Genomic DNA, 14,550 nt, shown 5'->3' with positions numbered 1-14,550 from the left:
TTCTCATGCTTGAGGAGAGAATCTTGTGCAAAGCAGAATTATCCAGATGTAAAGCAGGCATTAACAGGCAGTCATCCTGTAGTGGCTGCTTTATTTTATTTTATGGATTAATTCCGATCGGTTTACTTGCCTTTTTTCGTTAAGGTGCTATACTAGAAAACAACTTAACGTTATTCCCGAAATGAAGATCAAAATCGGAGGAGTCGACATGACGAAGCGCTTTGGAATTATTTCTATTATGATGAGTATCCTTTTATTTCTTAGCGGCTGTGCTAGTGAAGGTACAGCACCTCAGCAGGGAGGAGACCAAAGTCAACCTGTAGCCGGGAGCGGCACACCCAAAAATGGGGGAAGCTTGGTAATCGCAGTTGGCGATGATCCTAGCGCACTTAACCCGAACTATGCTGGGGATCGCGTGACCTTAACGATTAATCAATCCTTGTTTGCACCCTTATTTACGATCAATGAGGGGAAGAAAACATTTGTATTGGCTGAGAGCCTGACGCAATCCAAGGATTTTTTAACCTATACGCTAAAACTGCGAGATAACCTGACTTGGCATGATGGGAAAAAGCTGACTGCTGATGATGTAGTCTTTACGCTTGCTAGTATTTTGGATGAAAAGCAACACAGCCCACAACGAAGCTTGTTTGTCTTAGATGGAAAGCCGATTCAGGTGAAAAAAGTTGACGATACAACAGTAGACTTTGTACTTCCTCAGGTCAGTGCAGCTTTTGAAGGAGCTTTGGTTCAGGTTTCCCCTATTCCTAAACATATTTTTGAAAATATAGAGGATATTGAAAAGAGTGAAAAAAACTTCAGTCCAGTCGGTTCTGGTCCGTTCAAATTCAAGGAATATAAACCTGGAGAGTATGTAACCTTAGAACGTTTTGATAACTACTTTGCAGGAAAATCCTATTTAGACACGATCACGTATCGAATTACCAAGGATAGTAACGCTGCGAATTTAGCAATGCAAAATGGCGAAATTCAAATGAAGTTCATCGACCCACAGGACTATAACAAGATGAATGACATGCAGATGTTTACCTTAATTAAATATAATGAAGGTCGATTGGTGTACATGGCTTTTAACCTCAATATTGATGTTTTACAGAAAAAAGAGGTTCGCCAAGCGATTGCCTATGCGATTGATAAAAATGAATTAGTTCATGCAGCGTACTCGTCTCTTGATTATGCTGAACCTGCTTATTCCTTGCTTACTCCTGATGCGCTTTATTATACAAAGGAGTTGCCTACGTATGATTATAATGTGGAGAAAGCTAAGGAATTGCTTAAAAAAGCAGGAGTCAATCAGTTGAAGCTTAGATTGGCCTATGTGAATAACAATAAACCGCAAACCAGCCAAGCGCTCTATCTACAGCAGAAATTGAAAGATATCGGAATTGAAATTGAATTGCAGCCATTAGATCCAGCAGCGTTCTCAAACAAATCTCAGGATATGAAAAACAAAGATTATGACTTGTCCTTTGGCGGCTATATTATGGGCTATGAACCGGATGCTTATAAATCTCTATTTGTTAGTACAGAGCCTTTTAACTATTCGCACTACAATAACAAAGAGTTTGATCAGCTATGGTCCAAGGCCGCTGTAGAGGTTGATACGGCAAAACGTGCTGAGCTGTATAAAAAAATCCAGCAAACAGTAGCAGATGATGTACCAATCTATCCGATTGCATACCCTAAATCCATTATAGCGGTGGATAAAAAATTTGGTGGGTTGCAAGAGGCGGTTACGAAGCCGGTTACCATGTTTGAGGATTTGTCAAAAATTTACGAGCAATAATAATAGTTCAATCATTTATAGGGAACAAGGGAGAAAATAAGCTGATTCGAATCAGCTTATTTTCATTCCCAGAAGCTGTTGTAGGAGGACATTCATGTGTTTTCATTTATAGCAAAACGGATTCTTCAATCCATTCCAATGTTATTTTTTATTTCTATTGTTTGCTTTGCTTTGATAAAGCTGGCTCCCGGTGATCCCCTGCAAGCCTTCATTACTCCCAAAATGAGTCTTGAGGATATCGAACGGATTCGGCATAACATGGGATTAGATCGACCTGGGTATGTTCAGTATTTGATGTGGCTGAAAAATGTGTTTATGGGTGATTTTGGCTATTCACTTATCAATCATCGGCCTGTGCTGACACAGGTAATTGAACGGTTGCCGGCAACAGCAGGGTTAATGGGAGCTTCTATCCTTCTGTCTGTTCTGTTGGCTATTCCATTAGGATTGCTGGCAGGGGCAAATCGAAATAAATGGATTGACAGTATTTTAAATATGTTTTCATATGTAGGCATTTCCATTCCAGCCTTTTGGTTTGCTATGCTTCTGATTTACTTTTTTGCGATTAAACTGCATCTTCTTCCTAGCATGGGAATAAGAACGATCGGAGTGACCTCCACCTGGGATGTTATCAAGCACGGGATTCTTCCCTGTTTGGTTCTTAGTTTTGGGCAATTGTCTGTTTATATGAGATATATTCGTTCCAATACGATTGGACAACTAAAAGAGGATTATGTTCAAATCCAATACGCGTACGGCTCTACCCGATGGCAGATTCTTTTTCGCCATGTGCTAAAAAATGTACTTTTACCGATTATTACCCTTCTGGGGATGTCATTACCTGATTTGATTGCTGGGGCGATTATTACTGAAACGGTATTTTCTTGGCCGGGAATTGGCTCACTTAGTATTAAAGCTGCCTTTGGATTTGATTACCCAATCATTATGGCGATTACCATGTTTACGTCCGTCTTGCTTATCATCGGCAATTTACTGGCAGATATCCTATACAGCGTAGTTGATCCTCGAATCAGGGCATGGAGGTAGCAAGATGAATAGAAGAAGATGGAATAACGTAAAAATGGAATTGTTCTCTAATAAGCTGGGCTTGATCTCGATTATGATTCTGCTTGTTTTTGCCCTTGGCTCCCTATTTGCTTTTTTAGCTCCGTATGATCCTAATCAGATCGTTATTCAGGATCGGCTTCAGGCGATGAGCCAAACGCACTTTTTTGGCACTGATGATTACGGTAGGGATTATTTTTCTCGGGCTCTATATGGTGGGCGAGTCTCTTTACTGGTGGGATTTGCTGCTATGATTATCGCTACCGGACTTGGTACAACAATTGGAGCGATTAGCGGTTATTTTGGAGGTATGGTCGATAGCATCATCATGCGCATCGTAGAGATTTTAATGTCAATTCCATCCTTTTTATTAATGCTGATTCTAAGTGTGTATTTAAAGCCTAGTATTCAAACCGTGATTATTATTATTGGACTTTTGACCTGGATGAATGTAGCTAGACTTGTCCGAGCAGAGACACTATCTGTCAAGGAACGAGAATATGTATTGTACGCCAAGGTGTCGGGACAAAGCTCATTTAAAATGATCTGCTATCACATCATTCCAAGTATCTCTTCTACTATCATTGTGACGGCGACCATCAATATTGCTTCTGCGATCTTGATGGAGTCGGCGCTGAGCTTTCTGGGATTAGGTATTCAACAACCTAATTCATCCTGGGGGAGCATGCTAAACAACGCACAAGGATATATAGGGGAAGCACCCCATCTAGCTCTATTTCCCGGCTTGTTTATTCTGCTTACGGTAATGAGCTTTAATGTCTTAGGGGATGTTTTGCGAGTAGCCTTTGAACCAAAAGCCAATGACGAATAGACATAGAATAACGAATGAAGATGATCAGCTTGGAGTGAGTCATATGACGGAAGTTTTATTGGATGTGAAGAATTTAAGAACGTCCTTCTTCACACGCGCTGGAGAGGTGCAGGCTGTTAGAGGAGTCAGTTTTTCCGTACACAAAGGTGAAATAATTGGGATTGTAGGCGAGTCGGGAAGTGGAAAAAGCGTAACCGCCAAATCCATTCTCTCTTTGATTGCACACCCGGGAAAAATTGTTGGTGGACAGATCAATTTCGGTGAAAAGGATCTGCTTTTAGCGACAGAAAAGGAGCATAAAGCAATTCGTGGGAATCGGATCGCTATGATCTTTCAAGACCCCATGACTTCGCTGAATCCGGTATATAAAATTGGGCGTCAGCTAACGGAAGTAATCATCAGACATCAAAAGGTGAGTAAGTCTGTAGCGAAACAAAAGGCAATCGAAATATTAAAACAGGTAGGCATTTCCTCTGCTGAGGAACGCTTCAACCAATACCCCCATGAATTCAGCGGCGGAATGAGGCAGAGAGTGATGATTGCAATGGCGCTTTCATGTGAACCGGAGCTATTGATCGCCGATGAGCCTACTACCGCATTAGATGTAACGATTCAGGCGCAGATTCTTGATTTAATAAAAGAGCTCGCTAACCAATCAGATACAGCAGTTATGCTGATCACGCATGATTTGGGTGTAGTTGCCCAAGTATGTACAAGAGTAATTGTCATGTACAGCGGTATGGTGATGGAGGAGGGGAAGGTTGAGGATATCTTTTATCGCCCGCAGCATCCTTATACACAGGGGCTTTTGCGTTCCCTGCCGAAACATCATAAGGGGAATAAAGAAAGACTAACTCCCATCGAGGGAACTCCGCCTAGTTTATTAAACCCTACGAATGGCTGTCCATTTGCCGAGCGTTGCCCGCATATGATGGATAAATGTCTGAATCAGATTCCGCCTTCTTATGAATTGGGCTCCGATCAACGGATGAAATGCTGGCTGGGAGAAGAGATCGGGGGGAACAGGTATGAAAACCAAAGACATTTTAGTTGATGTAGAGCATCTCAAAAAATATTATCCAATCCATAAAGGCTTTTTTGGAGGGGTAAAGACATATGTGAAGGCTGTGGACGATGTCAGTTTTCAGATTTATAAGGGAGAAACGTTTGGACTGGTTGGTGAGTCCGGCTGTGGTAAATCTACAACAGGACGCAGTATCGTTCGACTGTTCGATGTGACTGAAGGGAAAATACTGTTTGATGGACATGATGTTGCAAAAATGAACGAACAACAGCTTAAGCCATTCCGCAAACGAATGCAAACGATTTTTCAGGACCCGTATTCTTCTTTAAATCCAGGTATGACTGTCTTTGAGCTGATCAGTGAACCTATGAATATCCATGAATCGCTCGGGGCAAATGAGCGCAAGGAAATCATTTCGGCTCTCTTGGAGCGTGTAGGTTTAAAGAAAGAACATCTGGAGCGTTACCCGCATGAATTTAGCGGTGGGCAAAGACAAAGGGTTAGTATTGCTCGATCTCTTGCTGTGAAGCCGGAGTTTATTATGTGCGATGAACCAATCTCAGCACTGGATGTATCTGTTAAAGCACAAGTGGTCAATATGCTAGAGGATTTGCAAAATGAACTGGGGTTGACCTATCTGTTCATCGCCCATGATCTATCGATGGTCCGTCATATTTCAGATCGCATTGGAGTGATGTACTTAGGTCAATTGGTAGAAGTAGCTGAGAGTGGCGAGCTATATGAGCATCCGGCACATCCTTATACACAAGCACTGCTTTCCTCTATACCGGTAGCTGATCCGAACCTGCGCGATCAAAATCGTATCATGATGAAAGGTGACATTCCAAGCCCGTTGTCAACCATTCGCGGCTGTAAGTTCCAATCGAGATGTCCTTATGCATCGTCATGCTGTGCAGAAGAGCAGCCAAAGCTAGTATCGATTAGCGCGGGTCATCAGGTTGCCTGTCATTTATTCAGTGAATAAGTCAAAAATCGAGAGGGTATTCCACAATGTCTCTAGTAAAGCTTTCGCAAAATGAAGCACTGATGATTGAAGTCCTTCGAGCAAAGGGTGTGACAGATGAAGAATTATTGGATGCTTTAAAAAAGGAAGATATCAGCGATTTTCAGCAATGTAGCGATGACTTCGACTTTTCTCATCTGCTCGATTTTTCCAGACAAAACTGGAATGAGCTTGAACAAGCAGTCAGAGAAGGATATCAGATTAAATTTAATACAATCAATGGGATTAAATATCTGATCTCTGTAAGACTAAACCAAGTAGCTGACCGTGATTATCAAAACAAGGGAGAATATCTATCGGAAATTAAGCTGAAAGAAGCGGAAGTCATCTGGCTACAGTCTGTGATCTCTAAGAATTGGACAGTCGTAGAGCAAAAGCAAGATCAACACGCAGAGCTAAAGGTCGTCCAAATCGAATTGGTTCATTCGTAAGCATAGGAGTATCATACCGTCATTTATTAATGGAAAGTCACCTGTCAGGGTGACTTTTTTGTCGTTTAGCATCACGATCGTATCATTTTCTTTTTTGTCGTACTGGCGTAACACTTCAGCACTACGATATATCTAGTCATTTTTCAACAACGCAGTATGGCTCCTTTTATAAATTCAGCGCCAACAGGTGCTGTTTTTTTATTGACGTTAGAGATTGATTTCGATCTGATAGATCATGTAATGAAGGAACAACTTTCACAAAAATATAAAAACAATTGTGGGTATAATTTTTCTTGATTTTTTATAAGTAACCAAGCTATAATCACAACTGAAAATAATTATCATTTTCAAAGTAAGCTTGTTATACATAAAATTCAAACAAGAATTGGTTTGAGGAGAAGGAATGCTGTTGAATAAGCATGTGATAAAAATAACTACAGCAAGATGGAGTCTATCACTCATCTCGATGCTTTTTCTCTTGGTGCTTGTCGGCTTACTTGTTTCTATGTTCATAGCCATCTCATTTGGAGCAAAGGATTTGACACTAGAAACGGTATGGACGGCTGTTACTTCCTATAATTCAGAGCTGACAACACATCAAATTATTCACGAAATGCGGTTACCGCGTGTGATTGGGGCTGCTGTTGTCGGAGCAGCGTTCGCAGTTGCTGGGGCGTTGATGCAGGGAGTTACACGTAACCCGCTAGCTGATGCAGGGATTTTGGGGATTAATGCAGGTGCTACGTTTGTTGTAGCGCTCAGCTTTGCATTCTTTCCAAATTTGACCTACTCAAGCTTGATGGTTCTTTCATTTCTAGGAGCCGTGCTTAGTACCTTACTCATCTTTTTATTGGGATCGAGGGCAACTGGAGGGTTAACACCATTGCGTCTAACGATCGCCGGAGCGGTTGTTGCAGCTTTTCTACATTCACTCAGTTCAGGAATCGCTATTTATTATGATTTAAGTCAAGATTTAGCCTTTTGGTATGCCGGTGGTGTCTCTGGAGTGAGATGGTCTCATCTTAAGATACTGGTGCCGGTTATCCTGATTGCCATTTTGTTTGCTTTTTTATTGGGGCGTTCTGTTTCGTTACTTTCATTGGGCGACGAGGTGGCAGATAATTTAGGCGCTCATACAAAGCGTATTCGGTTATTTGGAATGGCGCTTGCTGTATTGCTTGCTGGTGTGTCTGTGTCTGCTGTTGGTTCCATTGGATTTGTCGGATTAGTCATTCCGCATATTTCCCGAAAGCTAGTAGGAGTTACTTATCGACTTATTATTCCAATGTCAGCTTTATTAGGGGCAATTCTGCTGGTGTTAGCTGACTTGGGAGCAAGGACAATAAATCCGCCTAGAGAGTTAGCGATAGGCGTAATGGTGGCACTTGTCGGTGTTCCTTTCTTTCTTTACCTTGCCCGCAAAGAAGGGAGGAGCTTATAAATGGAACAGCGCATTTTCAAAAGAGACAGGCGAGCCGGATTGGTCGGAATCATTCTAGTGCTTATTAGCTTGGTTACCATTCTTATCAGTCTTAATACAGGCTCTATCCGACTTGCTCCGTTAACTGTTTTCCAAGCCTTTATAGGCAATGGCAGTCAAGAGGATATGATGGTTTTATTTGAATACCGCCTGCCGCGTATTGTTGTCACCATGCTTGCTGGAGTGGGCTTAGGAGTTTCGGGAGCTATACTGCAAGGGGTATCCCGTAATTCATTGGCAGATCCGGGGATTTTGGGTCTGCATGCAGGTGCTGCTTTTGGCTTGATGATCTTTGTTAGTTTTTTTGAATCCCTAAAAGGGTCTCAAGCTTTATTGATCCCGCTGTTTACCTTTTTAGGTGGTGTAGTGACTGCGGTACTGATCATCCTCCTAGCTTATGATCGACATAAAGGGTTGCTGCCGATTCGCCTCATACTGGTTGGCATTGCCATTACAGCAGGCTTCAGTGCAATTACGCTGTTTCTGTCACTTGCCTTAGATGAAACAATATATGCATTCACTTCTAGATGGCTGGTTGGTAACGTATGGGGACGAGATTGGATCAATGTAGTGGCTCTTCTGCCATGGATTCTGATCTTTACACCATATGCATTCACCCAATCAAAAGCACTGAATGCTTTCTCACTTGGGGATGAAGTGGCGATGGGGATTGGAACTGCCGTGAACCGTAAACGCTTCTTATTACTGATAACCGCGGTAGCCTTATCATGCGCCAGCGTTTCGATGGTGGGAGGAATCGGTTTTATTGGGTTAGTTGCTCCTCATTTAGCGCGTCGACTGGTTGGACCGTTGTATCAGCATTTGCTACCAATAGCGGGTCTTATTGGCTTGGTCATTCTAGTGATTGCAGATACGGTTGGTCGTGCTATTTTTCAACCAAATGCGATTCCAGCCGGAGTAGTAGTGGCTGCTGTAGGTGCCCCCTATTTTTTATATGTATTAGGTAAAACAAAATAAATCATTTTCAAAAGGAGAAAAAATGAAAGAGAAACTACTGATTCTAATGTGCATCCTCACTATTTTTGTATTGTCTGCTTGTGGACAAAGCACGCCACAGTCAAATACAGAGTCGACAAAAGGGCAAACAGTCGAGCAATCGGCAGATAAGAAAGAGCCCCGTATTGCCTCCATGTCCATCCATTTGACAAATAACCTGCTTGCATTAGGCATTACGCCAGTTGGTTCTGTAATTGGTGGTGATTTAAAATCCTTCCTGCCTCACGTAGCTGATCGTCTGAAGGATACGAAACCATTAGGAGTAGTAGCAGACCCTGATATGGAAGCTCTATTAGCATTAAAACCAGATGTAATTTATGTAGATCAACAATATGCCGGAAAAGATTTATCTAAGTATGAAAAAATTGCAAAAACACATTCATTTAACCTAGATGATGGTACATGGCGAGATACGTTGAAAAAAGTAGGAAAGCTTGTAAACAAAGAGCAGCAGGCGGAAGCCTTTATTAAGGATTACGAAGCACAGGCAGAGCGTGTGAAAAAGCTTGTACAGAGCAAAATCGGTGATGGAACCGTGATGGGAATACGTGTAACGGGGAAAGAGCTACGCGTATTTAGCACAAGAAGACCAATGGGACCCCTTTTATATGAGGATTTAGGCTTGAAGCCTGCGAAGGGTGTAGAGAAGCTAAATAAAAAGAAAGCTTTTGAAGTGATTTCACAAGAGGTCCTTCCTGATTTTGATGCAGATGCCATCTTTGTTATTGTGAACAATAGAGGTGGGGCCGACAAGATGTTTGAGCAATTACAGAGCAATCCGATCTGGAAAGATTTAAAGGCCGTGAAAGCAAATCACGTCTACATGATTCCAGAACAACCGTGGCTAGATTACTCAGCACTTGGGGCAAAAATGGCATTGGATCATGCTGAAAAAATCTTTAGTAAATAGACAACAACCAAAAAGTCATGCGATTCTTGCGCATGGCTTTTTGCTTATTGAAAAAGAGGAATGGAAAAATTTTTGTGGAAGTAAATGGTAACGAAGTATCTATACAGCGAATGATGGATGGCATTAATAGGGAAATCAAAAAATAAAATGGAATGTGCCTCATTTTTCTATAAAAAGGGTTGGTCACAGGTAACACCTTTGCCAAAAATCGGACAGTCCGCAATAACATTCAGAGGGATTTGTTATTTTTTATAGAATTAGTTGGTATTGATTTCTATTTCAAGGAAATGTAACACCGAACAACCTGTGAGAACAGAATAAGCATACTTTAAGAGGAGAAACACGCATGAACAAACGACGACTCATTATTACTTGTGGCTCAATCGTAGCTTTCTTTTTTATTGCGATCATTGCCGCCAGTAGCTATTTTTATCAGATCAGCATCAGTCGTGATGGTCAGGTCACGCTGTATTCTGGTGAGCAGGAGGCTGCTACTACCCCTGTAGATGCAGAAGTGGAACGGGATAAAATCAGTGTAGAGGAATGGTACAAAAATCAGGAAAAGGGCAGTTTAGAGCAAACGTCCTTTGACGGATTAAAGCTAAAAGCCACTTACATACCAAGTGATCAACCTAGCGACAAGGCAGTTATTTTAGCTCATGGCTATCGCCGTAAAGGGGAAGACATGAAAAGCTACGCAAAATTCTATCATGACTTAGGCTTTCAAGTGCTAATGCCGGATGCCCGTGGCCATGGGAATAGTGAAGGCGACTATGTCGGATACGGCTGGCATGATCGTAAGGACTATCTAGGGTGGATTAAAATGCTAACGAAACAGGCAAAAGTAGAGCATATCTTCTTACATGGAGTCTCAATGGGTGGAGCAACAGTCTTAATGACTAGCGGCGAGGAGCTGCCACCTGAGGTGAAAGGGATTATTGAGGATAGTGGATTCACATCTATGACCGAGGAATTGGCTTATCAGTTGAAGCATTTATATCAGTTGCCGACTTTCCCACTTATGCAAACAACGAGTTGGACGACTAAGCTACGGGCAGGTTATTCGTTTGCAGAAGTTTCTCCTATTGAACAAGTGAAGAAGAATACTCGACCGTTATTTATCATCCACGGCGATCAGGATAAGCTGGTGCCAACAGAGATGGCTTATCGAATCTTTGACGCAGCACAAGGAGAAAAACAGATCTGGATAGTGCCTGGAGCAGGACACACGAAATCATTTACCGTAGCAAAAGAAGAGTATCAAAAGCGTATAAAGAATTTTATTGAACAGGCACTTTAGGCAAATGTTTATGTGACGTGGCATTCCGTTAGCAAAAAATAAAAATAAATGTAGAGCATCTGTTTATAGCGTTATTGCTGTGACAGATGCTTTTTTGTTTGGTACATTGCCTTTTCTATTACATAGAATATGAAAAACACAACTAGAGGAGGGTGCCTCATGATGTGGGAGGAATCGGATGTTTTAGAGGCGGCACGGCAATATTTGCCGGATGATGCGGAGGTTTTGCCAATGATAAAGCCTCAACATTCATCTTATGTTCGTACAATTGACACGGGCAAAAAAGGCAATCCAAGCGTTGCTGTTGCGTATAGATGGTCTGGGGGAATTTCACTGGTGATGCTCAAGCGAGACTGTGCTGGTTGGCAGGCAGTTTTTGAAGATACGGCTCATCCGCTCTATTGGTACTATCTGGCTGAAGCTCAATTGCAGGAAAATTTACCCGCTAAGGCTATTGAATCTATAGGAGCAGGTATCCGAGTCAAATCATCAGCTATCTATGCACCAAAATGGAATGAGTTAATTAAAACGATTCGTATACAAATAACACAAAAGTTAGTTGCTCTCTATCCGGCATCCATGAGTACGAGGGAAGGAGTGAAATGGGGCTACATTAATGAGCGCGGACAGTTTCTAATCATCCCCCAATTTGTATACGCCCTTCCCTTTGAAAAGAACGGGCTTGCTGTTGTAACGGTCGCAAATGGTACCGGATTAATCAATGAACAAGCTCAGTACATTGTAAAGCCTATTTACAATTCAATTAGCTCGTTTACGGAAGGTCGGGCAACTGTAATCGATGACAAGGGCTTTTGGGTGATAGATGACAAGGGAACAGTGTTGAGCGATAAACCCCACTCTTTTATTGGAACGTACCAAGATGGAAGGGCAGTATTTGCTGATTCAAATGAGCAGGGGTATCGATACGGCTATCTTAATTTGGAAGGGAAGGTTGTGATACCTAATAAATATGAAGAAGCCAATGATTTCATTGACGGGAAGGCAGTTGTCAAAATCAAAGAGAATCAATATGCGCTTTTAGGCCGTAATGGGGAGGTATTACATACGTATCCTTACCATACTGTAGGGCCGTTGAGCGATGGATTAATGGCTGTTCAACATAAAGAAAAAGAGCCGTTTGGCTATATGGATGAACAAGGAAAAGTAATCATCGAGCCGAAATTTACTTCAGCACAGGCATTCAAAGGAGGTCGTGCTGTAGTTAATACATCGGTGGATGATTTCGTGCTTACATTGGGGCTGATTGATAAAACAGGAGCATTCAAAATTAAGCCGGAGTACAGTGATATTGAGATGCTAGGGGAAGACCGGGTAGCAGTAGGCATTCTAAAGGACAGCAAAGCACCATACATGGGTTCTACATATGCAATTGCTGATAAGGATGGGCGTTTTTTTACAGAATTCGTGTTTAATAAAGTAGAGAAATATCAGGATGGGATAGCCTCAGCGACTAATGAACAGTCTACCTTCTTTATCGATCGTTTTGGAGAGATCATGAAGAATCTCCCCATTCTTAAAGGGAATGGAACGCTTAGTAAGATAGGAAACGTAATTAGGGCTGATGTGAACCAGCGAGTAAGCTATTATCAACCAAATGGCACATTGATTTACGCACAAAATACGGTTATTCCACTTACCAAGCAATACCGGGTCAAAGAGGAGATGTACCATCCTAACAAGGATTATCTCGTCTACTATCCGCAAATAGAAGGAATGGCTACCAGCACGATTCAGGAACAAGTAAACAAGCGTTTAAAAGATTTATCTCAAGTCAAGCCGATCGATCCGAATGTCCAGTTAGATTATAATTATTTCGGTGACTTCTCTGTTGATTTCTTCAATAATCAGCTTGTGCAATTAAAGCTACAGGGTTATAACTATCCGTTTGGAGCTGCACATGGAATGCCTACACAGATATATACTCCAATTGATTTGGTGACGGGGCAATTCTATAAGCTACAGGATTTATTCAAACCTAGTAGTGACTATGTAAAGATTTTAAGTTACATTATCGGCCAAATGATCAAGACAGACCCACAATACTCCTATGTTTTTCCTAATGCCTTCAAAGGAATCGCGCCGGACCAGCCCTTTTATGTGCATGAGGACGCTTTGTATATTTATTTTCCTCCCTATGAAATCGCACCTTATGCTGCAGGCTTTCCTACTTTTCGGATTCCATTTAAAGAGATTATGCCTATTATTAATACACAGGGAGCGTTTTGGAAGGCATTCCATTAACAAGCTAGATACGAAAAGCCGCAATTCATGTTTTTTGAGTTGTGGCCTTTTTGTATGTGCGAAAAATATTTGTATGATCTTCTGATTCTTGACTACTAAGGCTCGTACTTTTATACATATGTTTTAGATAAGTGTTTATTTTTCAGGAATAGGATGTCAGGTATGTGAATACATCAAAAGGGACGGATGCATGTATCAGATCATTTACACGAAGTTACATAACAGGAGAGGCGTAAGGAATTAGGATAGATCATTTTTAATAGAGGAGGGAAATATTCATGACAGAGTGGAGGGCTTTTGAAGAAAATGCATTGTACCCTGATTGTCATGCGAGGTACTATTTCTATCCGTTTGTAGTTGATCCTGACGTAGAGATCATTATCGAGGGAGAATATCCTTGTTCACGTTATATGTCTTATACAGTTTACGGCTACAATCTGCAAGTGATTGCAACCGCGTTTGATCAAATGCTAATCCCCAATGATGGATGTGTAAATACGTTTGAGCCATATGCGAATTGGCAAGCTACAAATCGCAGCTATACACTCAAGCTTCAGTTCATACCACCACCTCAATATGTATGCCCTTTTGTTCCTGGGGTAGGCAATAATATATTTTTTGTTGGCGCACTGCCAAATGGCCAGCCTAATTCGTGGGGGATTCTAGTTTATCGTATATATGTAGCAAGTGAAGGAGGAGACGAGGCAGGGGGAGCTTTACCGAAAATCACCTATCGGCGCATACGAGATGGCAAACGTCTCAGAATAAAAAATTCGAAGCCATTTGATATGAAAGCTATTTTACAACAAAGCAATCAAGCATGCTGCATGCCGTCTAATCCAATAGCAAATCGAACAGGAGCTTTGCCGCCAAATACTAATGGGCTCACCTGGACTCGTCCATCTTACAAGCAAAATCTCGTTTTACTAGGTAACCCACAGGGAGGTTATATATATGCCCCGCTTTATTCCTCGCCTACTCAGTATTTGTGTTTGAGATGGAAGGCCCCCACATTCCCTGATACGTACCATAATCAGCCCATTACAGGACTAGAAAATATGCGATATTGGAGCATGTCCTTTGTCTCCAAGGTTGGGACTGCTACTATTTGTACGGTGGCTGATTATCAAACCGTATTGGACGAACAAGGATTTGCTACATTGGTAGTAGGATTCGGAGCTCCGCGTCCCGCCTTTGCCATTCCTGAGCATGGGTACACTTGGATTGATTTAGGCAATCAGCCAGTAAAAGGTGTCATTTATCGCAATATGGTGGTATCTGCATGTTTTACTTGCACAGCAGTAAATATCCCCTTTGGTCAACAGGTTTCTATGCAGATGGGAGAGTATTTACCAGTGGGACAATATATTTCAGGAAACTAAGGGAACATTCTGCATT

Annotated in this window: 12 protein-coding genes; all 12 read left to right on the top strand. The window is 41.7% G+C overall.

The window, feature by feature from the left end:
- The first annotated feature begins 208 nt into the window (after window positions 1-208).
- A complete protein-coding gene (locus tag BRLA_RS20660; protein ID WP_003334414.1) occupies window positions 209-1,807 on the top strand; it encodes an ABC transporter substrate-binding protein in 1,599 nt (532 codons plus the stop codon).
- A gap of 96 nt (window positions 1,808-1,903) precedes the next feature.
- The gene (locus BRLA_RS20655) at window positions 1,904-2,854 is read left to right on the top strand and encodes an ABC transporter permease (protein ID WP_003334415.1); all 951 of its coding nucleotides are present in this window, start codon (window positions 1,904-1,906) and stop codon (window positions 2,852-2,854) included.
- 4 nt (window positions 2,855-2,858) lie between these two features.
- A complete protein-coding gene (locus BRLA_RS20650; RefSeq protein WP_003334416.1) occupies window positions 2,859-3,704 on the top strand; it encodes an ABC transporter permease in 846 nt (281 codons plus the stop codon).
- A 43-nt stretch (window positions 3,705-3,747) separates the two neighbouring features.
- Window positions 3,748-4,758, top strand: coding sequence for an ABC transporter ATP-binding protein (locus BRLA_RS20645; protein ID WP_003334417.1), 1,011 nt, complete (start codon window positions 3,748-3,750; stop codon window positions 4,756-4,758).
- A complete protein-coding gene (locus tag BRLA_RS20640; RefSeq protein ID WP_003334418.1) occupies window positions 4,733-5,713 on the top strand; it encodes an ABC transporter ATP-binding protein in 981 nt (326 codons plus the stop codon). The genes BRLA_RS20645 and BRLA_RS20640 overlap by 26 nt, the downstream gene beginning before the upstream one ends.
- A 26-nt stretch (window positions 5,714-5,739) precedes the next feature.
- Window positions 5,740-6,183 (top strand): YehS family protein, encoded by a 444-nt coding sequence (locus tag BRLA_RS20635; RefSeq protein WP_003334419.1) that lies wholly within the window; start codon window positions 5,740-5,742, stop codon window positions 6,181-6,183.
- Between the two features lie 466 nt (window positions 6,184-6,649).
- The gene (locus BRLA_RS20630) at window positions 6,650-7,624 is read left to right on the top strand and encodes a FecCD family ABC transporter permease (protein ID WP_119912731.1); all 975 of its coding nucleotides are present in this window, start codon (window positions 6,650-6,652) and stop codon (window positions 7,622-7,624) included.
- Entirely contained in the window at window positions 7,625-8,641 is a 1,017-nt protein-coding gene (locus tag BRLA_RS20625; RefSeq protein ID WP_003334423.1) for a FecCD family ABC transporter permease, read from the top strand.
- Window positions 8,642-8,663: 22 nt separating this feature from the next.
- Complete coding sequence (locus BRLA_RS20620) at window positions 8,664-9,590, top strand: iron-hydroxamate ABC transporter substrate-binding protein (protein WP_003334424.1); 927 nt, start codon at window positions 8,664-8,666, stop codon at window positions 9,588-9,590.
- Between the two features lie 346 nt (window positions 9,591-9,936).
- Window positions 9,937-10,890, top strand: a complete 954-nt coding sequence (locus tag BRLA_RS20615) for an alpha/beta hydrolase (protein ID WP_003334427.1) — start codon at window positions 9,937-9,939, stop codon at window positions 10,888-10,890.
- A gap of 159 nt (window positions 10,891-11,049) precedes the next feature.
- Window positions 11,050-13,152: a WG repeat-containing protein gene (locus tag BRLA_RS20610; protein ID WP_003334428.1), complete on the top strand. Its 2,103-nt coding sequence runs from the start codon at window positions 11,050-11,052 to the stop codon at window positions 13,150-13,152.
- A gap of 278 nt (window positions 13,153-13,430) precedes the next feature.
- Complete coding sequence (locus BRLA_RS20605; protein ID WP_003334429.1) at window positions 13,431-14,534, top strand: hypothetical protein; 1,104 nt, start codon at window positions 13,431-13,433, stop codon at window positions 14,532-14,534.
- Window positions 14,535-14,550 lie beyond the last annotated feature (16 nt).

It is taken from the genome of Brevibacillus laterosporus LMG 15441 (assembly GCF_000219535.2).
In the GTDB taxonomy this organism is placed as follows: domain Bacteria; phylum Bacillota; class Bacilli; order Brevibacillales; family Brevibacillaceae; genus Brevibacillus_B; species Brevibacillus_B halotolerans.
This window is presented reverse-complemented; position numbering and strand designations above follow the sequence as displayed.